Origin of the sequence: Ruminococcus flavefaciens ND2009 (assembly GCF_000621785.1) — a bacterium.
Classification (GTDB): domain Bacteria; phylum Bacillota; class Clostridia; order Oscillospirales; family Ruminococcaceae; genus Ruminococcus; species Ruminococcus flavefaciens_C.
Genome location: NZ_KK211348.1, coordinates 75,274 through 101,800, shown reverse-complemented (window position 1 = coordinate 101,800; position 26,527 = coordinate 75,274). Strand labels below are relative to the sequence as shown.

The 26,527-nt window shown below is 50.3% G+C and carries 25 protein-coding genes; 10 read left to right on the top strand and 15 right to left on the bottom strand.

The genetic code is table 11. From position 1 onward, the window contains the following. Positions 1-21: 21 nt before the first annotated feature. The 4 genes from T488_RS0113330 to T488_RS0113315 form a co-directional block, all read right to left on the bottom strand. A complete protein-coding gene (locus T488_RS0113330) occupies positions 22-777 on the bottom strand; it encodes a carboxymuconolactone decarboxylase family protein (RefSeq protein WP_037298298.1) in 756 nt (251 codons plus the stop codon). A gap of 14 nt (positions 778-791) precedes the next feature. After that, entirely contained in the window at positions 792-1,829 is a 1,038-nt protein-coding gene (locus T488_RS0113325) for an aldo/keto reductase (protein ID WP_028521226.1), read from the bottom strand. Further along, positions 1,829-2,446, bottom strand: a complete 618-nt coding sequence (locus T488_RS0113320) for a TetR family transcriptional regulator (RefSeq protein WP_028521225.1) — start codon at positions 2,444-2,446, stop codon at positions 1,829-1,831. The genes T488_RS0113325 and T488_RS0113320 overlap by 1 nt, the downstream gene beginning before the upstream one ends. A 185-nt stretch (positions 2,447-2,631) precedes the next feature. Further along, positions 2,632-5,181, bottom strand: coding sequence for a dockerin type I repeat-containing protein (locus tag T488_RS0113315; RefSeq protein WP_028521224.1), 2,550 nt, complete (start codon positions 5,179-5,181; stop codon positions 2,632-2,634). Positions 5,182-5,673: 492 nt separating this feature from the next. On the opposite strand from T488_RS0113315, the gene T488_RS18995 reads away from it, so the two are divergent. The 7 genes from T488_RS18995 (at position 5,674) to T488_RS0113275 (ending at position 12,831) form a co-directional block, all read left to right on the top strand. Further along, on the top strand, positions 5,674-7,980 hold the full coding sequence (locus T488_RS18995) for a BspA family leucine-rich repeat surface protein (RefSeq protein ID WP_051536484.1): 2,307 nt from the start codon (positions 5,674-5,676) through the stop codon (positions 7,978-7,980). A 209-nt stretch (positions 7,981-8,189) separates the two neighbouring features. Next, a complete protein-coding gene (locus tag T488_RS18060; protein ID WP_037298296.1) occupies positions 8,190-8,582 on the top strand; it encodes a hypothetical protein in 393 nt (130 codons plus the stop codon). Between the two features lie 18 nt (positions 8,583-8,600). After that, positions 8,601-8,861 (top strand): PqqD family protein, encoded by a 261-nt coding sequence (locus T488_RS0113295; protein ID WP_028521223.1) that lies wholly within the window; start codon positions 8,601-8,603, stop codon positions 8,859-8,861. Beyond that, positions 8,858-9,982 carry a nucleotidyltransferase domain-containing protein gene (locus T488_RS0113290; protein WP_028521222.1) on the top strand — a complete coding sequence of 375 codons (1,125 nt, stop codon included), beginning with the start codon at positions 8,858-8,860 and terminating at the stop codon, positions 9,980-9,982. Before T488_RS0113295 ends, T488_RS0113290 begins: the two co-directional genes overlap by 4 nt. Beyond that, a complete protein-coding gene (locus tag T488_RS0113285) occupies positions 9,969-10,700 on the top strand; it encodes a hypothetical protein (protein ID WP_028521221.1) in 732 nt (243 codons plus the stop codon). Before T488_RS0113290 ends, T488_RS0113285 begins: the two co-directional genes overlap by 14 nt. After that, positions 10,697-11,122, top strand: a complete 426-nt coding sequence (locus T488_RS0113280; protein WP_028521220.1) for a S26 family signal peptidase — start codon at positions 10,697-10,699, stop codon at positions 11,120-11,122. Before T488_RS0113285 ends, T488_RS0113280 begins: the two co-directional genes overlap by 4 nt. Further along, positions 11,119-12,831 carry an ABC transporter ATP-binding protein gene (locus tag T488_RS0113275; RefSeq protein WP_028521219.1) on the top strand — a complete coding sequence of 571 codons (1,713 nt, stop codon included), beginning with the start codon at positions 11,119-11,121 and terminating at the stop codon, positions 12,829-12,831. The genes T488_RS0113280 and T488_RS0113275 overlap by 4 nt, the downstream gene beginning before the upstream one ends. Before the next feature lie 17 nt (positions 12,832-12,848). Here T488_RS0113275 and T488_RS0113270 read toward each other — a convergent pair whose 3' ends face one another. The 5 genes from T488_RS0113270 to T488_RS0113250 all read right to left on the bottom strand — a co-directional run bounded on the left by T488_RS0113270 (position 12,849) and on the right by T488_RS0113250 (position 16,858). After that, on the bottom strand, positions 12,849-13,574 hold the full coding sequence (locus T488_RS0113270) for a prolipoprotein diacylglyceryl transferase family protein (RefSeq protein ID WP_028521218.1): 726 nt from the start codon (positions 13,572-13,574) through the stop codon (positions 12,849-12,851). A 13-nt stretch (positions 13,575-13,587) separates the two neighbouring features. Continuing rightward, positions 13,588-14,136 carry a hypothetical protein gene (locus T488_RS0113265; RefSeq protein ID WP_028521217.1) on the bottom strand — a complete coding sequence of 183 codons (549 nt, stop codon included), beginning with the start codon at positions 14,134-14,136 and terminating at the stop codon, positions 13,588-13,590. 141 nt (positions 14,137-14,277) lie between these two features. Then, complete coding sequence (gene pncB, locus T488_RS0113260; protein ID WP_028521216.1) at positions 14,278-15,480, bottom strand: nicotinate phosphoribosyltransferase; 1,203 nt, start codon at positions 15,478-15,480, stop codon at positions 14,278-14,280. An 18-nt stretch (positions 15,481-15,498) separates the two neighbouring features. Beyond that, the gene (locus T488_RS0113255) at positions 15,499-16,023 is read right to left on the bottom strand and encodes a cysteine hydrolase family protein (protein ID WP_028521215.1); all 525 of its coding nucleotides are present in this window, start codon (positions 16,021-16,023) and stop codon (positions 15,499-15,501) included. Between the two features lie 13 nt (positions 16,024-16,036). Next, the gene (locus T488_RS0113250; protein WP_082320540.1) at positions 16,037-16,858 is read right to left on the bottom strand and encodes an NUDIX hydrolase; all 822 of its coding nucleotides are present in this window, start codon (positions 16,856-16,858) and stop codon (positions 16,037-16,039) included. A gap of 297 nt (positions 16,859-17,155) precedes the next feature. Between T488_RS0113250 and T488_RS0113245 the strand changes: the two genes are divergently transcribed. Together T488_RS0113245 and T488_RS0113240 are read left to right on the top strand one after the other, a co-directional pair. Further along, positions 17,156-18,463 (top strand): GGDEF domain-containing protein, encoded by a 1,308-nt coding sequence (locus T488_RS0113245; RefSeq protein WP_028521213.1) that lies wholly within the window; start codon positions 17,156-17,158, stop codon positions 18,461-18,463. A gap of 229 nt (positions 18,464-18,692) precedes the next feature. Beyond that, positions 18,693-21,656, top strand: a complete 2,964-nt coding sequence (locus T488_RS0113240) for a glycoside hydrolase family 9 protein (RefSeq protein ID WP_028521212.1) — start codon at positions 18,693-18,695, stop codon at positions 21,654-21,656. A 73-nt stretch (positions 21,657-21,729) separates the two neighbouring features. Here T488_RS0113240 and queF read toward each other — a convergent pair whose 3' ends face one another. The 6 genes from queF to T488_RS18055 all read right to left on the bottom strand — a co-directional run bounded on the left by queF (position 21,730) and on the right by T488_RS18055 (position 25,726). After that, positions 21,730-22,227 (bottom strand): preQ(1) synthase, encoded by a 498-nt coding sequence (gene queF, locus T488_RS0113235; RefSeq protein ID WP_028521211.1) that lies wholly within the window; start codon positions 22,225-22,227, stop codon positions 21,730-21,732. A 1-nt stretch (position 22,228) separates the two neighbouring features. Continuing rightward, positions 22,229-22,915, bottom strand: coding sequence for a 7-cyano-7-deazaguanine synthase QueC (gene queC, locus T488_RS0113230; RefSeq protein WP_028521210.1), 687 nt, complete (start codon positions 22,913-22,915; stop codon positions 22,229-22,231). A gap of 10 nt (positions 22,916-22,925) precedes the next feature. Continuing rightward, the gene (gene folE / locus T488_RS0113225; RefSeq protein ID WP_028521209.1) at positions 22,926-23,495 is read right to left on the bottom strand and encodes a GTP cyclohydrolase I; all 570 of its coding nucleotides are present in this window, start codon (positions 23,493-23,495) and stop codon (positions 22,926-22,928) included. Then, positions 23,495-24,157 carry a putative 7-carboxy-7-deazaguanine synthase QueE gene (gene queE, locus T488_RS0113220; RefSeq protein ID WP_207640304.1) on the bottom strand — a complete coding sequence of 221 codons (663 nt, stop codon included), beginning with the start codon at positions 24,155-24,157 and terminating at the stop codon, positions 23,495-23,497. Before queE ends, folE begins: the two co-directional genes overlap by 1 nt. Continuing rightward, complete coding sequence (queD, locus tag T488_RS0113215; RefSeq protein ID WP_028521207.1) at positions 24,154-24,579, bottom strand: 6-carboxytetrahydropterin synthase QueD; 426 nt, start codon at positions 24,577-24,579, stop codon at positions 24,154-24,156. The genes queE and queD overlap by 4 nt, the downstream gene beginning before the upstream one ends. Before the next feature lie 190 nt (positions 24,580-24,769). Continuing rightward, entirely contained in the window at positions 24,770-25,726 is a 957-nt protein-coding gene (locus T488_RS18055) for a hypothetical protein (protein WP_051536483.1), read from the bottom strand. Positions 25,727-25,851: 125 nt separating this feature from the next. Between T488_RS18055 and T488_RS0113205 the strand changes: the two genes are divergently transcribed. Beyond that, positions 25,852-26,520, top strand: coding sequence for a response regulator transcription factor (locus T488_RS0113205; RefSeq protein WP_028521206.1), 669 nt, complete (start codon positions 25,852-25,854; stop codon positions 26,518-26,520). Positions 26,521-26,527 lie beyond the last annotated feature (7 nt).

The following is a 26,527-nucleotide window of genomic DNA, read 5'->3' as shown; positions in this document are numbered from 1 at the left end:
ATCACTGTTAAATGTGAGCTTTTATTTCAGCTTATTGTAATCCTCATCGGAGACAGCCTCGCACCACTCTGTGCTTGCCTCCTCGCCTGCTATCTCAAGGGCAAGATGTGAGAACCAGCTGTCATGAGCGGCTCCGTGCCAGTGCTTTACATTTGCGGGGATATTGATGACTGTTCCGGGAGCAAGCTCCACAGCCTCCTTGCCCCACTCCTGATAATAGCCTCTGCCGCCTACGCAGATCAGCATCTGTCCGCCGCCGCTCTTTGCATGGTGGATATGCCAGTTGTTGCGGCAGCCGGGCTCAAATGTGACATTGTACACGGGCACCTGCTCAGTAGAAACGGGAGCAAGATAGCTCTGTCCCACAAAGAACTGTCCGTAGGGATTTTCCTCGCCTATGGGGAAGAAAATGGTATTCTGGTATCTGTCCCTGTCGGTGAGCTCAGGAGAAGTCTCATTCCAGACCTCCTTTGCAAGCCTGAAAACTGCCCAGCCCTTAGGCCAGCCCACATACATGGCAGCATGGGTGATAATGGCTGCTATCTCCTCTTTCGTGACACCGTGAGCCTTTGCATTCTGGAGATGATAGCTGAGGGAGCTGTCGGTGATACCCGATGCCATCAGCGATACCACAGTGATGATGCACTTTGTCTTTACATCTATCGCCTGCTCGTTCCATACCTCTCCGAAGAGCACATCATCGTTGAGATGTGCGAATGCGGGAGCGAACTCGCCAAGCTGGTCTCTGCCTGCTGTCTGTACTATTTTTTCACTCATGATTTATCTCTCCTTTATATTTTCTGGCTTCCTGTGGACCAGACGTGCTTTTCGTTTTTATTGGCGGGCTTGTTCTGTGCCATTACTCCTGCCAGAGCGTGAGGAACATAGGGCTCCTCAAGATATGCAAGTTCCTCGTCAGTGAGCTCCAGCTCCACAGCCTTTGCCGCGCCCTCGATGTGGTGGAGCTTTGTAGCTCCCACAACAGGAGCTGTGACCTTTGTGAGAAGCCATGCAAGTGACACCTCGGTCATGGAAACGCCGTGCTTTTCCGCAAGCTCTGCAACTCGCCTGATGATGACCTCGTCCTGCTCCTTTGTGGCGTCATACTTGAATTTAGCGTAGCTGTCCTCCTCGGCGCGCTTTGAGCTCTCGCCGGGAAGTCTTGCAAGTCTGCCGCTGGCAAGGGAGCTGTAGGGCGTCATAGCGATATTGTCCTCAGCGCAGAGCATAGCCATTTCACGCTCCTCCTCGCGGAAGATGAGGTTATAGTGTCCCTGAACGCTTACGAACCTGGCAAAGCCCTCCTTCTCCGCAAGCGCATTCGCCTTTGCAAGCTGCCAGGCATAGCAGTTGGATATGCCTATATAGCGTACCTTTCCTGCCTTCACAGCATTGTTCAGACCTTCGAGTATATCGTATATGGGCGTGTTCCAGTCCCACATATGATAGATGTAGAGGTCAACGTAGTCCATGCCAAGGTTTTCAAGGCTCTTGTCGATCATGCGGGCGATGTGCTGCTGACCCGTTATGCCTGCTTCTATATCGGCAGGAGTTCTGGGCAGGAACTTTGTCGCCACTACAACCTCATCACGCTTTGCAAAGTCCCGTAGGGCTCTGCCCACATACTGCTCGCTGGTACCTGACTGATAGCCTATGGCAGTGTCGTAGAAATTGACCCCAAGATCGAGTCCCCGTTTTATAATCTCGCGGGAGTGCTCCTCGTCAAGAGTCCATGAGTGCTGTCCGTTCTTTGAGTCTCCGAAGCCCATACAGCCCATACAGATACGGGACACATTCAGGTCGGAATTACCAAGCTTTGTGTATTTCATCATTTACCTCCCAACAGCTGTATTACGCAGGAATATATCATTTCATAAATGCTGTGCATTTTAAAGTCAAGTTTTGCTTCACGCATGGCGGTGAGCTGTTTTTCCGTCGCCACGGCATAGGGATAGACGCCGAAAAGGAACGGAAAGAACACGAATATGAAGCTCTCGGTGTTCACATCGGGGAAAAACTTCACAACGCAGGCTCTCATGGCGTCAAGTGACGCTCCGTAAGCCACCTTGAAGTCCGTGAGCCTTTCTTCACGGGAGTTCTCCTCCATATCGTAGTGGTTCATGGCAAGGAGCTTGAGAAGCTGCTCTCTCTTTTCCAGTGACTTTGCTATAACATCAGCAAAAGTCTCCGCAGACATGGTCTTGTTCCTGTCGGCAATGGCGCTTAGCTCCTCAGCCCACTGCTCGTATTCCCGCTGCATAAGGGCAAGGAATATCTCCTCCTTGGTCTGGAAGTAGTTGTATATGGAAGTCCTTGTAAAGGAAGTGACCGCACCTATCTCCTTGATCGTTATCTCCTTGAAGCTCATGGTCTCATAGAGCTTTTCGCAGGCAGTTATTATCTCCTCACGGCGTGAAGCCGTAAGCTCGGGTGACCCCTTTGGCATGACAATGCCTCCTTTTCTCTTATTCTGACACAGTGTCATTACAGTTATTATAGCATCATTCTGACACAGTGTCAACAAGTTTGCGGAGCTTTTTTAATTTTCGGCAATTCGCACTGTAAAATCATTGTCCATTAGTGATAAATGCACAAAGAAAGCGGAGCGCTTCCGGCGCTCCGCTGAGTGATTCAATCAAGCTTTGATAATTTCTTTATTTCTTTCGGATCAGCAGCCAGTCCCGTTCCGCTGATCTTCTTGAGGTATGTGCGCATCTCATCACACTCAGACCATGCGACATAGCCGCCTGTGGTGAAGATCTCAAGACAGCAGGGCTCGCCCTTTTCGTCCTTTCCGATGAGGAAGGTATTTGTCTGACCCATATCAAAGCCGAAAACATAGCCCTTTGATAATTCCTCGCCCATATGCTCTGCAAGCTCCGCTGTTATCTTTCTTGTGGGAGCTACCGCAGTATCGGGCATACAGAGCTTTTTGGCTTTTTCGTTCTTCATTACCGCCTTTATGTCCTCATACCAGCTGTCATTACTGAGATTTATAATAGTTCCATATGTATTGCCATTCTTGGAAGCGTCTGCGGAGTAGACCATGTTGTATCCCGTTCCGTTCTGATCAAATACGGTTATTCTCTGCTGAGGAGTCCATGCGAAGTTCTCACTGATTACCACCATCATAGGCTCGGGATCGTCAACGATACCCTCTCCCCAGAGAGGAGACTCCACCAGCAGCTTTCTCAGCTGCATGAGGTCGAATACGTCAAGAACGCCGTCACCGTCAATATCTGCATTTTCGGGCTTTCTGAGACTATCTCTGCCCAGGAGCCAGTTCTGGAGCGCCACTACATCGGCAACTCCCAGCATACCGTCATAATTGCAGTCGCCCTTGACAAGGGGATCAAGTCCCGCATCATCAAGCAGCGCGGCATGGAGATCAAGGTTAAAGCTGACTGTCTGAACGGTCTTTGCTGCGGGCTCATACTGTCCCTTGCCGCCGCTGTAATCGAAGGTCATTATGTCCTTTCCCTGTCTCCAGCCCTGATAGAGCACCGCCTCTGCATATGGAGCTCCCAATGTGGTCACGATGGAAGGAGCTTCAAATCTGTAGCTGAATGCCTCTGTGATCTCAGGGATACCCTCATAGGACATCTCCATATTATATGCACTTGAAATAACAGAGAACACAACATATTCCTCATGAGCTGTAACATTGCCCCTCTCCGTTATCCACTCTCTCATCTCTGTCATTGAGTCGGGAAGCCAGCCGAAAATATCGGTCTCAGTGACGTTTCCGCTGTCATCGACAGCAAATTCAAGATCTATGTAGTCCTTTGGCTTGCCGTTTTCGTATGTGTACATATTATCCCAGAACACGGAAAGAGTGGTGTTCTTTTCGGGCTTGAACACCTCAACGGTATAGTATATTTCTTTATCGGCGTTCTGAACGTCCTTTTCGGTGAGCCGGCACTTTTTCAGCATGGCAAGATAGCTCTCATATGCCTCGGTGTCGCTCTTGTCGGGGACCTCAAGGGTGAAGGTCCTTTCAAAGACCTTGCCGGGATCCGCATTTTTCTGCTGCTTGTCAAGGGCGTGAACGCCTGACTTTGTGTAGCTCCTGCCCTTTATCATTCTGCGGACGCAGCAGGCATATCCGTCGGCTGCACGGGTAGCACCGTAGGTCCTGTCAAACTCCAGAGCCTCGGCAAAATCCGTGGGGACCCACTCGGGAACGTCCGTCCTGTTTTCAACTATCTCAAACCGATCATTGGGCTTAGCGGTGATGGTGAAGCTGCCCTTCACGTTCTTCGGATCGCCTGCTCCCTGGACCTGTGAAGCTATATTGAACTCCAGATCCACCTCGCCCTCTGCTGTGGGCTCATAAACGATGACCGTCTTCACAGCGCTGCCGTCGCTTATATCGGACATATCCGCCTTTACATCTTTAACTGCGTATCTTGCAACCTCTTTGACCTCGCCTTTACCGCTCTGTGTCATGGTAACATCGAAGCCCGCAGCCCGCTGAACATCGCCGCAGAAGATGATATACTTCCCTGACGCCGAAAGATCTCCGTTTTCTTCTATGAAGCTGTTGTACTCACCAACGCAGTCGGGAGCAAACTCATAGATGTCGCTCTGTCTCTTGTCGAAAATATCCGTTCCGATGCCGAAGAAATAGGGCTGCATATCCGTTTCCACAGGCTTGTCCCCGTCCATATAGCCCGAAACGAGACCGAACAGCAGATCTGGCGTTGAGGACATATATACCTCTACTCTGAAATAGTTATCAAGAGACTCTGTGTCCTCGGCTATGCCGTATTTCTCCATAAGTGCGCGGAGCTTCTCCTGCTTCTCGGGAAAGCCCTCCTTTGGAATAATATCGGGAGAAAAGTACAGGTCATCGGAATAGATGCACCTTAACTTGGCGTCTGCGACGTCAACACTTTTGCAGACAATATCGTAATAGGCGTCCTCGGCGTCTGAGCGCTGCTGTACTATGCAGATATTACCGTTAGCAATACAGCCGCTGCCGTAGGTATTGACGAAGTCCAGAGCCTCCAGGTAGTTCTTCGGGTAGGCTTTCGGCTGAGCAAGTGTCCGGTCTGCTGTGATTATGCTGACATCACCCACAGGCACAGTCACCGCAGTAACAGGCAGTGCAGAAGCTCCTGCCGACATCATGACCGAGCCTGCAAGGAATGAAGTGAGAATTTGCTTGAATGGTTTCATAAAAATACCTCCTTTCGGAAAAACTTTCCGTTTTTACATATATTATAACGGATAGGACGGCAAAATGTGCGGCTGAAATTGTAAACATTCTGTTAATTCCCATTCAAAGATAAAACAACTTCTCCATACAGTGACGGAACCGTGGACGTTTTCGACCTTGTACTCATAGGCAAAGCGTTATCGCAGACGACGGCTGCACCGTTGCCGACCTTGTGGGAGCCAAACGTTTCCTGCCGGATATGGACTGAGCTCATAACAGAATATTCATAAAAGGCAGTCTCAGGGCTGCTTTTTTTCTGCGGAAAAATATTGACAGAAGGCTGTTTTTTGGCAAATAAGCAAAAAATGTATTGACAAATTAAAATAATTATGATAAAATAAACATTCAAAAGTGCATTTTTTACTTTAGCTCTGCACTGTAACTCTGAACATCATACCGCTGCCAGCCGCGGCGGCGGATCAAACAAAAGCGGCAGAAAAGGAGTGTTTACCATGGATACCAGACACATCAGAAGAGCAGCGGCAGCCATTCTTGCTGTTGCGCTCATAGGCGGTGCGCTGCCATATAACGGCGGTTCGCCACTGTTCGGAACAGCATTGACCGCAAATGCTGAGGAAACTGCTTCAACAGTTTCTTTTGACGAAGAAACAGGATTGATCACACTCAGCGGAGAAGTTATCAGAAGTGAAGTTCTCAAATACCGATATAACAAAAATGTCAATAAAGTCGTTGCCCTCGAAGGCACAAAGCTGCCTGCTGACTGCTCATCATTGTTTGCATATTTTCACGCCAAGACCATTGACCTTTACGAGGCAGATACCTCCGCAGTTACAAACATGGGCTCCATGTTCGCATCCTGCGAAAAGCTCGTTACGCTTGATATAAGCAGCTTTAATACCTCCAATGTAACAAATATGAGCCATATGTTTGATTATGACGCCGCACTTACATCACTTGACGTAAGTCATTTTGATACTTCCAATGTAAAGTCAATGACATGGATGTTCCACGGATGCAGCGGTCTTACCTCCCTTGACATAACCAATTTCCAAACAGGCAATGTTACTGATATGTCCTATTTTATTTCCGATTGTAAGAAGCTGACTTCAATTGACCTCAGCAGACTCGAGACCCATAAAGTAACGAATTTCGGGAATATGTTCGACGGTGCTTCAGGTCTCACCTCACTTGACGTCAGCAGCTTTAAAACATCTTCAGCCACATATATGTATGGTATGTTCATGGGATGCTCCGGGCTGACATCACTGGATATAAGCAATTTCGACACCTCAAATGTCACAAATATGACTCATATGTTCTCAAAATCCTCAAAGCTTACCGAGATCAATTTCGGAAACATAGACACATCAAAGGTCGAACACATGGAGTATATGTTCAATGGCTGCTCAAGTCTGACCTCTCTTGACCTCGGTTCATTCAACACCTCAAGCGTCACGAATATGTATTCAATGTTCAACAGTTGCAGAAGCCTTGAGACTCTTGACCTGCGCTTCAATACATCAAACGTTACAAACATGGGAAATATGTTCAGCGGATGCAGCAATCTTCAGCAGCTTCGCCTCCACTCATTCGATACCTCAAATGTTACGGGTATGAGCTATATGTTCAATGGCTGTTCTGCTCTCCATGAGCTTGATCTGAAAAACTTCAATACAGTTAAGGTCAAGGATATGAACCATATGTTCAACGACTGCTCAATGCTCTATGAGCTTGATCTCAGCAGCTTCGACACCACATCTGTAGTCAGTATGAACAGTATGTTCGCAAACTGCACACATCTTGAGAAGCTTGATGTAAGCAGCTTCCGCACCCCCGGTGTCACAAATATGAACGCTATGTTCTTAAACTGTGCTTCACTCCAGCAGCTTGATCTTTCTGAATTTGAAGTGGGAAGCAATACAGGCAAAACAAATATGCTTAAAGGCTGTGATAAGCTGAATAAGCGTATCGTTGCAGTTTCGGCAACCAGCGCCACACTGAACAGCAGTATCGGTCTAAACTTCTTCATAACACGCCCCGAACGCCTTGACAAGATAGTCATCAACGGTCCCAACGGAGATATGGAAACTAATCTCAGCGACTGCGAGTGGATCAATGGCTATTACAAGATAACCTATCCCCTCAATGCTTCACAGGGCAACTCGGACGTTACTATGAAGGCATACGATTACGAGGGCAACAGACTTATCGTGGCAAACACCTCCTACGGTCTCCTTGACCACTCTCAGTCCGCAACGACACTCGATAATTATCTCGCAGCTGTTTCCGCAAATAACAGCCTTTCAGAGGAAGTCCTTGAGCTTGCAAAACGTCTCAGACACCTCTGCACTGCTGCTGACGGATACTTCAACGGAACAAATGTCTACTACGCTCACCCCAATATCGCTCCCTCTGAGCGCGACTTCATATCCAACAAGAAGATGATCGACGAAACAGGCAAGTGCAAGATCTCGGTGGTACTCAACTCCGACACTGCTATCAGAATATACTACGACGGTGAAGAGAATACCGCTGACCTTGGCGGCAAGACCCTTACCTCAAAAACAGGAAAGTACGGCAAGTACTTCGAGATACCCGACATCGCTGCACATCAGCTCTTTGACGACTACACCATCACCATAGGCGGTAAGTCTGTAACATTCAGCACCATGTCCTACGTTCAGCGCGTTCTTGATAAAGGTGATATCGGCAGCGATCTCTACGGTGTTTGCGAGATGCTCTACGCTTACGGCAAGGCTGCTTATGACTACAACAAATCTTTAAAGGAGACCACATGATGAAGGAAAAATACACTGCTCCCGATCTGGAGCTCATAGAGTTTGAGAACGAGGACGTCATCACTACCAGTGATCCCGAGCTCGAACCCCAGTAAAAGCTTGATACAGGCAGTCCGTATGGGCTGCCTGTTTTTCGCAGGTTACTTCCAAAGCTTGCTATTCTCAAGCTTTTGTGTTATAATGGTCGTATAAACTTGGAGGAGTAAATTATGAAAAGAACATTACCTGTATTATTCGCCGCAGCTCTTATGCTGACGGGCTGTAACGGCGGCAAGGGCGGAAGCTCGAAGCCTTCCTCCTCATCGGAGACGACTACGGCTTCAACTGCCGCAGATACCACCGCTGCTGTGACCACAACGTCTGCCGGAACTACCGGATCAGCCCCCGAGGTGACCACTGCTGCTTCAACAGAGTCGGCTGTTACTACAGCTGCCGGAAACAGCTCAGCCGCAGCAGATGATCCCGGGACATCTGCACTTATCGAAGCCGGCATAATCCCTCCCGAAGCAGATGATGTCCCCGCACAGCCTGACACACCGTCACTGCCCGGAACAACATCTGACAGCGGCGTCATTGAGCTGCCCATTATCCCCATTGACTGACAGAAAGGAGTTTTGTACATGAAACTTTCACCGGGCTTTCTCACCCATGAATCAAGGGGGGAACACATCACAGTTTCCACCGGCGGTACCGAATGGAGCGGTCTTATCCGCAGCAATCCCACTGCCGCTTTCATAATCGAGTGCCTCAAGTCAGACACCACCGAGGCTGCCATTGTTGACAAGCTCCTTGAGAAGTACGACGTTGAGCGCTCAGTGGCAGAGACCGACACTGCCGCTGTCATCGCCAAGCTCCGCTCTATCGGAGCTGTTACAGAATGAACGGCATAAAAAAGGACCTGATATACCTGCTCGCCTGTGCAGTAAATGATACAGCTCCCGACGCCGAAAAAGTAAAGGCTATGGATATTGAAAATCTGTACAGCCTCTGCAAGGCTCATACCATCAGGGCAGCGGTATATGTGCCCCTTGAGAAGGCAGGAGCCGCAGATGAAAAATTCATACAGGCATACAACAAGGCTGTCAGGAAGAATATCCTGCTGGACTCAGAGCGTGAAGCCATAACCGCCGAATTTGAAGAACGCGGCATATGGTATCTGCCCATGAAAGGCGTTATACTCAAGGAGCTCTATCCCCGCAGCGGTATGCGGGAGATGTCCGATAACGATATACTCTATGACCCTGCCTTCCAGAAGGACGTCATGGATATAATGGTTGCGAGAGGCTATACTGCGGTAAGTGTGGGCAAGCTTGCCGACGATGTCTACAAAAAGCCTCCCGTAATGAATTTCGAGATGCACACCCGTCTGTTCAGCTATGACACAAAGGAGCTCCATGACTACTATCAGGATCCAAAACGTCTGTTAAAGCCCGATGAGGGCAGGAAATCCGGCTGCCGCCTGTCCGACGAGGACTTCTATGTGTATATGACCGCCCATGAGTACAAGCACTACAGCTGCGGCGGAACAGGTATACGCTCGCTGCTTGACTGCTACATCTTCATGAAGGCAAAGGGCAGCAGCATCGACCGCGGATATATCTCAGAACAGATGAAGCAGCTGGGCATTGAGGAATATGAGCAGGAGCGTCTGGCTCTTGCCATGAAGCTCTTCTCCTCTCCGGAGATACCAGAACTTACGGAAGCTGAGGAAAAGCTGCTGGACAGCTTCCTTGACTACGGCACCTACGGCACCATCAGCAACGCTGCCGACAATGCCATGAAAAATTACGAAAGCCGTTCGGGAGACAGCTCAAAGGCAGGCTTTGTCCGCGCAAGGCTCTTCCCCGACCATGACTATATGAAGCACATCTATCCCCGTCTTTGCAGGTACAAGGCACTTTTGCCCGTGGGATATGTGTGCCGCTGGGTCAAAGGACTCATCGTCAATCGCACAAAGATCACCGCAGAGGTAAAGGCACTGAAAAAACATGATAAAAAATAACTACCGGATAGCCGACAGAGTGGTATGTATCGACTCACTCTATGATGAGGTACACGACTACTGCAAGGACTATCTCACTGACGAAGAAGCGGAGTACACCGTATCCACTTCAATGTCCGATATCGACTCTGAGCGTCGGCGCTCTGCCGATGAGGACAGGTTCGAGGGGCACCCTGTACAGGAATACAGCGACAGCTACCTTGAGGAGCTGGCGGTCTACCGCAGGATCGCAGAAAAAATGCCTGACTTTGACACCGTTCTCTTCCACGGCTCTGTTGTGGCAGTTGACGGTGAGGGCTACCTGTTCACAGCTAAGTCGGGAACGGGAAAATCCACCCACACAAGGCTGTGGAGAGAGTATTTCGGCAGCCGCGCCGTCATGGTCAACGACGACAAGCCACTGCTGAGGATAAACAGAAACGGAGTCACAGCATTCGGTACTCCATATAACGGCAAGCACAGGCTGGGTGCCAACATATCCGTGCCGCTGAAGGCGATATGTATACTCACAAGAGCCGCGGAAAACAGCATAGTCTCCATATCTCCCGGCGAGGCTTATCCCATGCTGATACAGCAGATATACCGTCCCTCGGATATGGCAAAAATGCAGAAAACACTTGCCCTTGCGGATATGCTGGCAGAGCAGACCGCTCTCTACCGCCTGGGCTGCAATATGGATATTTCGGCGGCTGTGACCGCCTATGAGGGCATGAGATGACTTACGAAGAATACCTTGAAAAAAACGGCGAGATGACCTACACCAACCGCGGAGTCAGTATGCTGCCCCTGCTGAAACAGGACAGGGATATGTTCACTGTAAGGCGCAAGGGCGAGGAGAGGTGCAGGAAGTACGACGTTATACTCTACAGGCGCCCCCCCGAGAGCTATGTGCTCCACCGCGTGGTAAAAGTTTGCAGCGGCAGCTATGTCACCCTGGGCGACAACTGTCTCAACAAGGAGAATAACATTATGGAGGAGGACGTCATCGGCGTTATGACGGGCTTCGTCCGCAAGGGCAGGGAGCATTCCGTCAATGAGCTCCACTACCGCCTTTACAGCCGCTTCATCGTTTTCACCTATCCCCTGAGAAAATGCTTCAAAAAGGCAAAAAATAAACTAAGGCAGATTTTGAAGAAATGAAGAACAATTCAATAAAATGGCTTTATTCCGTCCCCGGAGGAAAGAAGCTGTACATACTGGCTCTGATACTGATACAGGCGCTCCACGGCGCCAGCGGAGTCCTGTACGCTTTGCTGCTGAGGAATATAGTAGACTCCGCCGCAGCCCGTGACAGGGACGGATTTTTCAGATATACCCTCCTTACGGTAATACTGGTCCTTGTTCAGATAGGTCTGAGGGCTATGGTGAGGTGGCTCAATGAGCTCTCCCGCTCCACCTTCGAGAACCTGTTCAAGGCACGGCTCATGGACAATATCCTCCGCAAGGACTTCGCCACTGTCAGCGCCGTACACTCTGGCGAATGGCTGAACCGCCTCACCAGCGACACCGTGGTGGTGGCAGACAGCTACGTGGAGATACTCCCGGGGCTGGCAGGCATGATAGTCAAGATGATAAGCGCTGTCATAATGATGATAGTGCTGGACCGACGGTTCGCGCTTATACTTCTCCCCTGCGCGGTAGTGATGCTGCTTTTCACCTACGGCTTCCGCAAGGTGCTGAAAGGGCTACACAAGCAGGTGCAGGAAAAGGACGGCAGGCTGAGAGTGTTCCTGCAGGAACGTATCGGCAGCATGATGATGATACGCACATTCGCTGCCGAGGAGCAGACAGAGGAGGACGCCGTCAACAGAATGAAGGCGCACAAGTCCGCCAGGATGAAGAAGAACCGCTTTTCCAATCTCTGCAATATAGGCTTTGCCGCTGCTATGAACGGTATGTACCTTTTCGGCGTCTGCTACTGCGGCTACGGCATACTAATGGGCACCATAAGCTACGGTACCCTCACTGCCATGACCCAGCTCATATCACAGATACAGACTCCTTTTGCCAATATCACAGGCTATCTCCCCAAATTTTACGCCATGACCGCCAGTGCGGAAAGACTTATGGAGATAGAGAGCTTTGACGATGACAGCGACCTTGCCCCCCTCAGCACCGAGGAGGTGGGAAGGTATTATTCACAGGAGCTGCGCTCCTTCGGCATACGCAATGCAAGCTTTACCTACTATCCTGCTGCCGACAGCATAAAGAAGCTGTCCAAGGAGGATATGCCTGAGGTGCTCAGTGACATCAGTATCGACATAAAAAAGGGTGAGTATGTGGCGTTCACGGGACACAGCGGCTGCGGAAAATCCACAGTGCTGAAGCTTCTCATGAGCATTTACAGGCTGGACGGCGGCAAGCGTTATCTCACCGATACAGCGGGAAATGAGACTGAGCTGACGCCTCAGTGGCACAGGCTTTTCGCCTATGTACCGCAGGGCAATCAGCTCATGAGCGGAACTATCCGCGAGGTAGTGGCATTCAGCGACAAGGCTGATATGGACAACAGCGAGCGGCTGAACAATGCCCTGAAAATAGCCTGTGCAGACGGCTTCGTTTCGGAGCTTGAGGCAGGTGCGGACACTCTCCTGGGCGAGCGGGGAACAGGTCTCTCGGAGGGACAGATGCAGAGGATAGCCATTGCAAGGGCAGTGTTCTCGGAAAGTCCCGTGCTGCTTCTGGACGAAGCCACCAGCGCCCTTGATGAGGGTACGGAAAGGCAGCTCCTTGAAAATCTCCGCAGCATGACCGACAAGACCGTGGTCATAGTGACACACAGACCTGCGGCTCTTGAGATATGCGACAGAGTCATTGATTTTACCGATAATACAGACGGCTCACAGTAAGACTGTGAGCCGTTTTTTCAGTTATATGCACGTTCTGCAAAGCCGCGGGACTTATGCTCCCGAAGGACTATAACTGCAACGCATACCGCCGCAGCTGCGGTGCAGAGCAGCTGATTGAGGGAGATGACCTTTCCCGTGTGTGAAACCCTGAGGAAGTCCAGGGCGAATTTAGCCCCTGCGGAGAGCAGGAACACCGCTGGAACTGCGTTCCTGCTGCGTCGGAGATACATCACCATGCCCGCCATGAATATAGCGAGAAATGCTAAGGACTCCGCTATCTGCACGGGGAATGCGCAGAGATGTCCCATTCGCTCACCGCTGTACTCAACACACATAACGCCGCTGTAATCCATGCCGCGGCAGCAGCCTCCCAGCAGGCAGCCTATCTTGGATACGCTGTACATCATCGGAAGAGAAAGGGTGCAGCTGCGGAGCATGACTCCGAAGCTCTCCCGTCTGCGGGTAATGGCAGCCATGGTGAGAGCGCTGACGTACATTCCGACAGCTCCGCCTATGGAGGATATGCCGAAAGCCTTTCCTCCTGTGGAAATATAAGTGAGGAGCAGTGCAAAGAAAATGCTCATGGGCATTGCGAGGAGAATGCCGTAGGCTGCGATATTGCGCTTTATTCCGCCTTTGATATTCAGTATGAACTGAATCGACAGTCCTGCTGCAAAAGACAGCATTAGCATTATGGCATAGGGTGGTATGAGACCGTGGTCGGTACAGATATGTATATTCATATTTTCTCTCCTTTCAGGCAATGTGGCTGCACTGGTTCATCAGATCATAGCAGGCTGCCATGAGAAGCAGCAGAGCTATGAAGCCTATGACAAAAGCAACGATGTGAAGTATCAGAAGAACTGTGCCGAATACGTTTTTAGGATAAGTGGCTTTGACGATTATCATAAGCACCAGTGAGGCTATCCAGCCCAGCATTGAGATCCCCGGATTTACCAGTATCAATAAGGGGCTTATCAGGAACAGTGCCAGGCTGATGATGCACATTACAGTGCCGCCCTCGGAGCGGTTTACAGGCGGCGGAGGTGCGTACTGTGACCAGTAATACTGAGTTATCATGTAGTGGGTAGCCTGATCGAATACCACCCTTCCGTTCACCTCATTGTTTATTATGTGGAAGTATTCCTGCTGATCCAGAAAGTGGATATATCTTCCGTCCTGAAGCCTTGCGAAACCGTAGCCTGCCAGCATACCCTCATCTGCGCCCTCGGGAGCAAACAGCGCAGGTCTGCCGCAGTACATATCATAGGTACAATTATCCATTCCGTAGTAATCAACTCTCATAGTGATCCCCCTTCCGTGTTTCTATGCTCTGATTATACAGTAAGATGCGCAGAAATACAAGATGACAGGAATAACTTTCAAAGTGACATTTGTAACAAAAAACGGAGAAGGCTCACTCACCGCCTTCTCCGTATGGGATACTTATTTTTTATCGGCTTCTCTTTTCAGTCTGAAGTCCACAGAGCGCTTGAGGTACTCAAGGTACTCCTCATCGCGGCACATTGCCTTGCCAACAGCGTCGGACAGCTTCGCCACGGGTCTGCCGTTTACATACTGGAGCTTGATAACAATGTTGAGAGCCTCCTCCTCCGTATCGTTGGAGCAGAATGTTCCGATACCGAAGGATACCTTGGTCTTGTCACAGAAATGATCGTAGAGCTTCTGTGCGCGGTCAAAATCAAGGCTGTCGCTGAACAGCAGCAGCTTTGTCTTAGGATCAACGCCGTACTTCTTATAGTGAGCTATCATCTTCTCGCCCCACTCATAGGGATCTCCGCTGTCATGGCGGACACCTGTGTAGTTATTGACCATTGAGCGGTTAAAGTCCAGCAGGAACAGGTCTGTTGTGATAGTATCCGTAAGAGCAGTACCGTTATCGCCGTCATACTCGTCATACCAGTCCTTCATGGCGTAGTGGTTGGTATATGCAAGGGGTATGGAGTCTATTCCCTGATACATCTGCACGAACTCGTGAGCGTAGGTGCCGATAGGAGTTACGTTGTACTTCATGGCAAGGTACACATTTGAAGTGCCCACGCACTTGTCGGTCTCGGTGCACAGGCGCTTCACCACAACGTCCTCCCACTCACGGGACAGTCTTCTGCGGCAGCCGAACTCAGCGAATTTGAATGTGTATGTGCCGTCGTTCAGAGCCTTTATCTTGGCGTCAAGGCGCTCCTCCGCAGACTTTCTCAGCCTGTTGTAATCGTACTTCATGCGGAAGTATACCTCGTTGACTATCTCAAGGAGATATATCTCGAACTGCATAGCCGAAAACAGCGGACCGTCCACAACGATCTCCAGATTGCCGTCAGCATTGAGCCCTGCGGTAACGTAGTCCCTGATAGGGTGCCAGAGCCTGAGGAACTCAACGTAGTCGTTCTTGATGAAGCGGATAGAGCGGAGGTAGTCCAGCTCCTCATTTTTGAAGCTGAGAGTGCACAGGTGATCGATCTGATCGTTTATCTCCTGCACCATCTCATCAGTGAAAACTATGCCCTTATTGCGGCATTTGAAGTAATACTGTCCGCAGAGGTCTGTGTGCTTGTGGAAGATGACCTGGTCCATGTTGAACTTGTACAGGTCAGTGTCAAGGAGCGAAACAACGATGGGTTCAAGTTTCATAATATCATATCCTTTCTGTTATATAACGTCTATCTGGCAGCTTCTCATGGTCTCGAGGGCTGCATCGTGCTTAAGAGGTGTAACTCCTGCGCAGCAGGCTGCGTCCACGGCTATGGGAGTTTCGGGGAAGCTTGCCTTTATGAGCAGGGCGTTGCTTACAACGCATATATCCGTGCAGAGACCGATTAGTTCAACAGTGAACTCCTCATTGCCAACTGCCTTTTTTATGAGCTTCGGAAGATCAACAGAACCGAAGGTCTTTTTCTCAACGGGAGTAAAGTTCTTTCCCTTGAGAGCCTCTGCAATATCCTTGTCCAGCTCCCAGCCCTCTGTGCCCTTTATGCAGTGAGGAACGGGAAGCTTCTTTCCCTCGGCGGTGTCCATATAATTCTCAGAATGAGTGTCGAAGGTTACGAATATCTCTCCCTTGAAAGCGGCTATCTTCTTTGCAGCCGCAGGAACTATTGCGCAGGCCTCAGCAGAGCCCAGGGCTCCGTCCACGAAGTCCTTCTGCATATCAACTACTACCAGAATATTTTTCATGACGATCTCCTCCTTAATCATTGTTTTTGCGTCTGTAGAGCTTGGCGGGACGATGTCCCTCGCCCCTTACTATCTCCCCTGTCTCCTCCACATACCTGCTGACCATTCGTCTGAAATTGGCAGGCAGGAAGGAAACGTTCAGTATGGTCTCCTGCACCTTCTGAAAGGCGGTGAGAGTAAACGCCTCAGGCAGGAAGTCAAAAATGGTATCGTAGCTTCTCGCCGCTCTCCTGAGAGCTGTTACGGCAGAGGCTATCATGGCAGCATGGTCAAAGGCAAGGGTACCGCTGTCCTTTATGGCGAATGAGGTGCGTCCGAAGCCGGAGCTCTCCTCGGTGAGGACAGCCCTCAGCACCACATCTCCGCAGCTGAGAGTCAGGTGGTACTCACCGCCCTCGTCCCTGTCAAAGTCCACATCGAACCACTGTGCGTCGGAGGCGTCGTCCATAGCTACCTGCTTCACGGACTCGTCCCCGATGACGGAAACATAAGCGTGTGAGATTATCCAGCCTCTCGGGTCTCTGCCGGGGCGGCTGAAAACTCCCACAGGCATGATGGATACGGGAAGGACATTGGTCTCCTCCTTTATCTCCCTGAGAGCACATTCCTCGATCGTCTCATTTGAGTTGAGAAAGCCCCCCGGCAGCGCCCACATATCCTTGTAGGGGTGACCGCCCCTCTTTATAAGCAGCAATGTGAGCCTGTTCTCGGGATTGCGGCGATAGCTGGTCTTTTCCTCGGACCTTATCATGAACGCCGCCACATCGGCTGTCACCGAAGGTCTCTCATAATCGCTGAGCTTATATGCCGACAGGAACTCTTTTTCTGTTGCCACCGGCATCACCTCCTCTGTTATTTCTATCATGATAATATCACAAAAATAATAAGATGTCAAGTGCTTTTTAAAAAAAACTTTTCTTTTTTCTGAAAAGCCGCTGTTTTCTGCATTTTACACAAGTAAAGCTGCCTCTGATTGTAAACTCTTACAAATAGCTATATCAATTGTTGAAAATTAACAGAATATTATCATTTCAAATGTTATTATATGTTATCATATATATAAAGAATAAAACTTCTCCGGCATGATACAGCCGCGGGAAGCTGAACTATACAGCTTTTAGGGGGACTGAACGTGAATACCGATAACATCAACGAGATCACTCTCGAGGAGGCAATGAGATTTGCAGGCAGCAACGTTGACGCCGTAGTCATTGCCGACGGCAGAAATGACACCTACAGAACTCTCATAAAACGGGGAGTCTTTGAGACCTTCCTTGAAAAAGACGGCAGCTACCATGATCTTATTGAAAAGCTCTGGTACCACCTGAACAACAGCTCTGACTCCGTCATAGAGGGCTATCGCGTGTTTATCCCCACCGCAGGCAAATTCGTGGGGAAATACAGCAAGAGGATCAACATCAGCGTTGATAACGTTACCCATATAGTACAGATGACCGTTTACCCCATGAAAAGCGAGGAGGTCTACCTCATAATACTTGACGAGCTGGATGGAAGCCAGTATATCGACGAGACTCTCACCACCAAAAAGGTGGATACCATACAGGATACCTATCTTTTCTCAATGTATGTGGATCTGGTCAAGGACACCACCAACAGTATCAGCATCACCGAGATCTCCGACGAGGTCATGAACCAGCAGCTGAAATACTCGGACTGGCGGCTTATGATCGTCAATATGATCTGGCCCGAGGATCAGGACATCTTCCTTGAGCGCACCGATCCCGAGTATCTGAAGAAAAACCTGTCCGTGGGACGCACCTCCTCCTATGACTGCCTCATGATGAACCTTGAGGGCAAATACATATGGGTAAAGCTCATATTCAGACGCGCCGAGACCGCTAATCCCGACGATTTCCGTTTCGTATTCATGGTGCAGGATATTCACGAGAGCGCCGAAAAGCTGATGACTACCCTGAAAACTTACGAGGATCTGGCACTGAAGGATCCCCTGACGGGCATATACAACCACCGACAGATCGAGAGCGAAATGGAAAACACCATCAACGGTATCCGAAAAGACGGCGGCAGCGCTGCCATGATGATACTGGATATTGACTTTTTCAAGCGGGTCAATGACCTGTATGGTCACTCCGCAGGCGACGCCACTCTGGTACACTTCGCTCAGGTCATCGACGGATTTGTGGCAGGTATGAAGGCTGTAGCAGGACGCTGGGGCGGCGAGGAGTTCGTAGTTGTGCTCTACAACGCAGACGCCGATAAAGCTGTATCTATCGCTGAGGCGCTCCGGGAGAGAGTTGCCGCAGAAAACTTTGATAAAATAGGGAATATCACTTGCAGTATAGGTGTTACGACCATATCCGCCGATGACAGCATATCATCTGCCTTTGACCGTATGGACAAGGCTGTATACGAAGCAAAGTCCTCGGGAAGAAACTGTGTAAAGGCAGTATTTCGCTGAAACATGAAACATAGTTAAGCTTGTGTAAAGCCTCTCTTTAAAAACCGCTCCCGAAAAAACACTCGGGAGCGGGCTTTTTATACTTGACTAACAGGAAATAATAGTATATAATAGATATATATTCGCGGATACAAGTTAAAAAGATTGTTATTTTTTACAACAATTAATGCCGCGGATATGATAAATAAAATGCCGAAAAACCGGCGAACATATCAGGGAGGGAACAATCATGAAACACAGGTCAACCAAAAAAATCATTCAGAGACTAATGGCAGCTTCAATAGCTGCGGTAAGCACTGCCGCATTTGCACCATTTACAGCTAATGCTGATTGTCTCGGACAGAATGACTTCAACGACGGGATAGCGCTGCCATGGACAGCATATTCCATTAGCCCCGCAGAGCAGCGCTTCGACACCAAGGGCGGCAGCTTTAACATCACTATCTACAATCCCGGCGGATATCAGCGAGGCGGCGACTCAAGATGGGATCTGGGTATACGCCACAGAAATCTCCATATTGAGAAGGGGCATAAGTACAAGATACACTGGGAAGTAGAAGCCTCAACGGACGGCGAGCTTGCTACTGTCATCAGCGATTCAGGCACAAACTTCAACGTTGACCCTTCAGGAGTTTGGCAGAACAATGCCAGCAACTGGGATCAGGGCTGGGACAACGTCAAAATAATTCAAGGCAAGAACAGCTTCGACAGTGAATTTACCGCCACAAAAACTATCGAGGTGGCTGAATGGTCATTCCAGTACGGCGGCGCAGGCTCTTACCAGCCTAATGACTGTTTCCCCGAGGGAACAGTGCTGAAGTTCGATAATCTCACACTTGAGTGCGAGACCTGCGGTGAGGAATACAAGGACGCAAAGTCCACTCCATGCCTCTGGGATCCCACAAATGAAATGGGGATCATTACCCCCAGAAGCGATGTAAGAGTGAACCAGATGGGCTATTACATAGCCAATGACAAAAAGGCTACATACGCCACAAGCAAGGAGATAAAGGACCCCGTAAGCTTCACAGTCAAGAAAAACGGCGAGACCGTATACACAGGCAAGGGTACTCCCATAGGATATGACGAAACAGCAGGCGATTACTGCCAGATACTTGATTTCTCAACTGTTTCCGAGCCCGGTACATACACAATTGAGGTGGATGACAAGGACAACGTATATACAAATTCCCGCACAGGCGAGACCTATAAGAAATACATCAGCCATGAGTTCAAGATAGGTGAAGATGTTTACAGTGGTATCCTCAAAGACGCCCTGAACTACTACTATCAGAACCGTTCCGACGAGGATATTAAAGAATCAAAGATAACCTCATATAACCCAAAGGACAAGAAGTCCAAGCTTGCTCATTCTGCAATGCACAAGAACGATACCGCATATATCCAGTCAGAATGGATAAGAGCCTACGGCAGAGAATTTGACGGCGATAAGAGGGATTCTATCGACGTAACAGGCGGCTGGTACACAGGCTCCGACAGCACAAAGAACGTCATCACAGGCGCTAACGCTGTATGGCTCCTCCAGAATATGTACGAAATGGACAAGTCAAGGGGCGATGCCTCCGAGGAGTCCCTCAGAGAAGCAAGATATGAGCTTGAGTGGATGTTCAAGATGATCGTTGATGCTGACAAGGACTCAGTATGGGGCAAGGATCACGCAAACTTCGTATACCACCAGGCAGGCGACTACAGACCCAACAGTTTTGCAGGAAAAACCTACATATATGACGAAGAATATATGCCTGTCCGTATCGTAAGACCTCCTACGTATGCAGCTACATTCAATATGATAGCCTGCGCAGCTCAGGCTGCACGTCTCTGGGAGGGCATAGACGATGATTTCGCAAAGGAGTGCCTCAAACACGCAGAGGATTCCTGGAAGGCTGTAATGGCATACAAGGAAAAATGGGATGTCAGTGATGTCAGAAGCGGACATTATCAGGTGGATCCTCAGTTCGCTCCCGAAGGCTCATATGTGGGCACAGGCATATACGAGGACAGCTGCGTCAAGGACGAAGCATACTGGGCTGCCTGCGAGCTCTTCGCAACCACAGGTGCTGAGGAGTACTATGACGAGCTGAAGAACTATGAGAACAAACACAGCAGAGCAGGAGTCACAAAGGCGTTTGACATAGAGCTGTCCCAAATAGATGGTGTTACCTACTCAGCCTTCAATAACAGTGAAACTACTACTCTGGGAACACTTTCGCTTTACCTCAGCGATAAGGCAGCTGCAAGGGACAAGGAAATCATCGAGTATAATATCAAACAAGCCGCAGAATCTCTGCTTGAAATTGAAAACAGCTCTAGAAACGGAATGGGTGTACCATTCAAAGAAACCGTAATCATGGATCAAATCGGTATGCCCACTGATTATACTCATGCAGGATATGAGCCCGGTTCAAATGCTTTTATAACTAATAACGCCATGATCATGGCTTATGCTTATGACGCATCAAACGCAGATATGAAGTATCTCAACGGCATGACTCAGGCTATGGACTACATTTTCGGAAGAAACGGTCTCGGCATATCCTATGTCACAGGCTACGGTACATACCACTCAAATAATCCCTCAAACAGATACTGGATATATGAGCTGGACCACGATTTCCCCATGGCTCCCTCAGGAGTAATGGTCAGCGGTCCCGCTTCAGGAATTCAGGATGACTATGTAAAGAGTCTGGGAATGGAGCGCGGAAAGGTACCTGCTCAGAAGTGCTACGCCGATTCCGTAAGCTCATGGAGCACAAACGATTCAGCTGTAGACTGGCAGGCTTCCTTCGCATGGAACATCAACTTTGCCGAGAACGCATGGGATGTGCCCGGACCTCTGCCGACCACAACCACAACTACCACAACACCTCCTACTACCACTACAACTACCACCACAACACCTGACCCCGGCAAGACCACTACCACAACTGATATTGCTGTCACAAAGTCAGGCGACGCAAACTGCGATGATACAGTTGAGCTTGCAGACGCTATCCTCATTATGCAGTCTCTGGCTAACCCCGACCAGTACGGTACTCAGGGCAAAAATCCCAAGCACCTTACTCCTCAGGGCAAGGCAAATGCAGACGTTGACAAGTCCACAAAGGGCATAACCAGTGGAGACGCCCTCCGCATTCAGGAGTATCTCCTCCACCTGGTCGAATCACTGGACTGATAAGCACACAGCTGACAACTGAATAAAACAGAAAATCCCCTGAGTGTTCATTCACTCAGGGGATCGTTTTATATCACCTGTTATTGATGCTCTCGGGGTACATATCGTGGTGTGCGAGCCTGTCCCAGGCAAGCTGTTCCCACTTTGTACCGGGAATGCCGTAGTTGCAGTAGGGGTCGATGGAGATGCCGCCGCGGGGCAGGAACTTTCCCCATACCTCTATGTACTTGGGCTCCATGAGCTTTATGAGGTCCTTCATGATGATGTTCACGCAGTCCTCATGGAAGTCGCCGTGATTGCGGAAGCTGAACAGATACAGCTTCAGCGACTTGCTCTCCACCATTCTCTCGCCGGGGATATAGGAGATGTAAATGGTGGCAAAGTCGGGCTGTCCGGTGATAGGGCACAGACTTGTGAACTCGGGACAGTTGAACTTTACGAAATAATCATTGTCGGGGTGCTTGTTGGGGAAGGTCTCCAGCACCGACGGGTCGTAATCAGATGAATACTTTGTGTTGTTATTGCCGAGGAGAGTTATGCTCCCCTTTTCATTTTCGGTCCTTCCGCTCATATTATTCTCCTTTCATGGCAGGGTCGTCCATGCCGTTGGCTCTGAATGCGGCTATCCTGTCGCGGCAGGTGCCGCATACTCCGCAGGGCTTGTCGCCGCCCTCATAGCAGCTCCATGTAAGCTCATAGGGAACTCCCAGCTCCAGTCCCTTTGCAATGACCTGAGCCTTGTTCATGCCTATAAAGGGAGCCGTTACCCTCAGTTCTTCGCCGCTTCCCAGATAGATGGCGCGGTTGATGGCGTCATTGAAGTCGCTGCTGCAATCGGGGTAGGCATTGCCTGCGGCGTCATCGCTGTGAGCGCCGTAGTATATCTCCACGCAGCCGTTGGACAGGGCTATGCTTGCCGCAGAAGCCAGGAAAAGTCCGTTTCTGAAGGGCACATAGGTGGAGACAGGCTTGCCGTCTGTCTTTTCCAGCTGCTCCGCATAGCTCTCCTTGGGTATCTCCCCATCGGAGCCCTTGAGAAGAGTGCAGTCGCTGTCAGCGAATATCAGCGCAAGATCGAGCTCTTTATGCTTTACACCATAATGGGCAGCTATCTTCCTTGCAGCTTCCAGCTCGCGGCTGTGCTTCTGTCCGTAGTAGAGAGACAGTGCAAGCACCTCGTCTGCTCCGTATTTATCAGCAGCGATGGCGAGACAGGTTGTGCTGTCAACGCCGCCGCTGAAAAGTACCAATGCTTTCATAATATCCTCCTCAGTCAAACTTCACCAGGGATTTCAGCTCCGCACTGTCCCTGAAAGCGCCCATGAACGTACCCGTCACCGTCTTTGCGCCGGCATTCCGGATACCTCTGGCAGTCATACAGCTGTGGCTACCCCTTATCATTACGCCCACATCGGGAGTACCTGCCGCCTCGGAGATTATCTCTGCGATGTCCTTTCCCAGACGCTCCTGAAGCTGCAAACGCTTCGCCGCCATATCGCAGATACGGGCTATCTTGCTGAGTCCCAGCACTCTGCCGTGGGGAATGTACGCCACATTCACGCTCATATCGTACATAAGCGCCAGATGGTGCTCGCAGTAGCTGAAAACGGTAATATCCTTCATGACCACGGCGCTGTCCATATCGGGGGTGCCCTCTGCGTCAAAGGTCTTGCCGAACATCTCGGCTATCTGGTGATTTGTATATGCAGTTCCCTCAAGTACCTCCTCAAGCATACGCGCCACACGGGCAGGAGTCTCCCTGAGTCCCTCGCGGTCGGGGTCCTCGCCTATGGCTTTGAGAAGTCCGAGAACGTGGTATTCGATTTTTTCTCTGTCCATCAAACGCCCCTCCTTGTTGGCTCCCATATAAACTTGTGGAGCTGGAGCTGGAGCCTTACTCCGTTCATATTCCGCTCCTCCATGAACTCAACTATGTCGGCAGGCTCTATCTCGCCGAAAACAGGGCTGATGTAAACATGGCAGCGCTCAGTGAGCCTGTACTCCTCTATAACCTCCGCTGCCCTTTCCAGGTCCTCCATGCTGCCCGAAACGAACTTCACCGTATCATGGCAGCCCAGCAGGCGGAAATTGTTTCTGCACATGAACTCCTCCATGCCGCTTGAGGGCAGCTTATAGTCCATGGTGAAAACGGGTCTGCGGTCAGCCTCAGCCAGTCTGTCAAGAGCAATGCTTCCGTTGGTCTCTATCTCCACGCGGCAGCCTCTCTCCATGAGAAGGCTGATGACCTCAGCGCACTCCTTGTGCAGCAGAGGCTCTCCCCCTGTCAGGGTAACGTTGCGGACACCTGTTTCGCTTACCCAGTCGGCTATCTCCGCGGGAGTCTCGAACTCCGCAGGAGCATTGCCGCTGTTTGCCCAGCTGGTGTCACAGTATGAGCAGTTAAGATTGCAGCCGCGGAAGCGCACAAATGCTGCAAGCTCACCTGCGTGGGCGCCCTCACCGTTTATGCTGACAAATTTTTCAACTACGGGCAGCATCATATCTCCTCCTCATATACAGCGCAGTTTTCGGGAGTCTCATAGACCGTGACGGTCTTGACGGGAAGTCCCTTTTCTCTAAGTGTGCCGAAGAAATCCTTTGCAAAATTCTCGGCTGTGGGGCGGTAAGCCACCTCAATAAGACGGAAGTCCTCATCGCGGAGAGCCGCAAGTGTGGTCTCCTTCAGCGAACCTGTCTCATATATAAGCGCGTGATCGAAGCTGTCTGCAAGAGCCCTTACCTCGTGCTTTAAGTCACCGAAGTCGATGACCATACCTCTTTTCTCACCGCTTTCAATAAGAGCGTCCGCAGCCACAGTCACCTCTACCTTCCAGCGATGACCGTGGATATTTGCGCACTTGCCCTTATAGCCTGCAAGGAAATGCGCGCTGTCGAACTCAGCGGAAGTTTTCAGATAATACATTTCTTCACCTCTTGGATATATCAACAAAAAAGCGCCTGCCATGGGCAGACGCATCTGTATCACTTTAAGAGCGCAGTATTCCTGCACTCACAGATGCCCTGGTTTTGTTTAACGACAGGATGGCGCAAACGAACTGTCGGGAACATGGTCCGAGAAATATTATAACACTATTTCTCCCCTGTGTCAAGTGTTATCTGCGTATTATCGCGGCGATTTTCCTTACGGGAGCAAGCGGTCTCTCGCCGAAGAACAGGAACACCGCTGCGGTAAGTATCACATAGCCTGCGGTCAGCTCGAAGGGGAACTTCAGCAGTGCTGCCCCGGGAATTATGAAGGGCAGCGTGGCAGCAGCTCCGCAGGGCGGAAAATAGAGCTTTGCGGCATTTACCGCAATGAGTATGGCTCCGCAGGACACCCCTGCCGCCAATGCAAGCGGAAGTCCCATTGTAACGCACAGGACATAGCGTGAAGCACAGCCTGCTGCCGCAGCAAGGGCGATAAGCCCCACAGTGGCAGTTGCCTTTTCCCTCAGCTTTGATGCAGGCTTGCTCATCTCCGCAAATCCCACTATAAGGGGCGGAGCTATGAAGAATATCTCGTGGAGCAGCGCAGGGATAAGGCATATAAGCGAAGCGCATACTATCTGCTTTCCGCGGAGCAAGAACAGTTCACGGTCAGGCTCAACGGGGCGGAAGTCGTATTTCTCCCTCATGCCTGCCTTCTCAAGAAGCAGCTGTACTCCCAGTATCAGGGAGGTCATCACAACGACGGAGAGTATGTATATGGGGCTCCTTGTGCCGAGAAGCACGGGCAGCACGCAGGCTGACACCGCAGGCAGGAACTCCGTACCCGAAAGAGTTATAAGTGCAAATGCAATGACAAGTCCTATGGGTATCTGCGCCGCAAGAGGCAGAGGCACCAGATAAACTATACCCACTCCTGCCGCAGCACAGGCTGATATGGTCAGCAGCAGCCTCAGCCGCGATGTGTTCCACACCTGCCGCGGAGCAGCAAGTGCACCTATGGCTATAGCCGTTATCTCGGGGAATATCATTTCTTTTTCATGTGCAAGCTCTGCCGCCGCCACCATAAGTACCGCAAGTACAAGGGATATGACCGAGGGCAGGGCTTTTCTGAATCTATGCAATCATGTCACCTTTTCTGTAAATAATCTTTTACAATTATAGCACAGACGCCGCGTCAAATCAAGTCTGCGGCTTGCAAAAATCTTCCTCTGATGTTATAATAGTTAAAACGGCAGGAGGCGGACACATGGCAGTTATAATGATAATCGACGACGATATACACATCAATGATATGCTCAGCGAGGTGCTGACAGGCGAGGGGTATGCCGTAAAAAGGGCGTATTCGGGCACAGAGGCTCTGCTCATATTGCAGCAGACCACTCCGGACCTGATACTCCTTGACCTGATGCTCCCGGGACTCAGCGGTGAGGAGCTCCTCCCGCAGATAAAGGACATTCCCGTTATCGTGCTCAGTGCCAAGTCCGACCGCGCAGGCAAGGTGGATATGCTTCTCGGCGGAGCTGCCGACTACATCACCAAGCCCTTCGATACCGAGGAGCTCCTTGCAAGGATAGTGGTGCAGCTGCGCAGAAACGCTCCCGCTTCGGAGAAGGAACTGCTCACCTGCGGCAGTCTCAGTCTTGACACCGACTCCCATACCGTGACCTGCCCGGGCGGTGAGATAAGGCTCACCAGGACGGAATACGCCATACTCAAGCTCCTCATGCAGAATAAGGGACAGGTGGTGGCGAAGCTGACCATACTCGACCGCATAAGCGATGATACTCCCGACTGCACCGAGGACTCCCTGAAAATACACGTCCACAATCTCCGCCGCAAGCTGAAAGCAGCAATGGGAAGCGACTGTATCTCAGCAGTGTGGGGTATAGGCTATATGCTTTCCGATAAAAATTAACCGTATC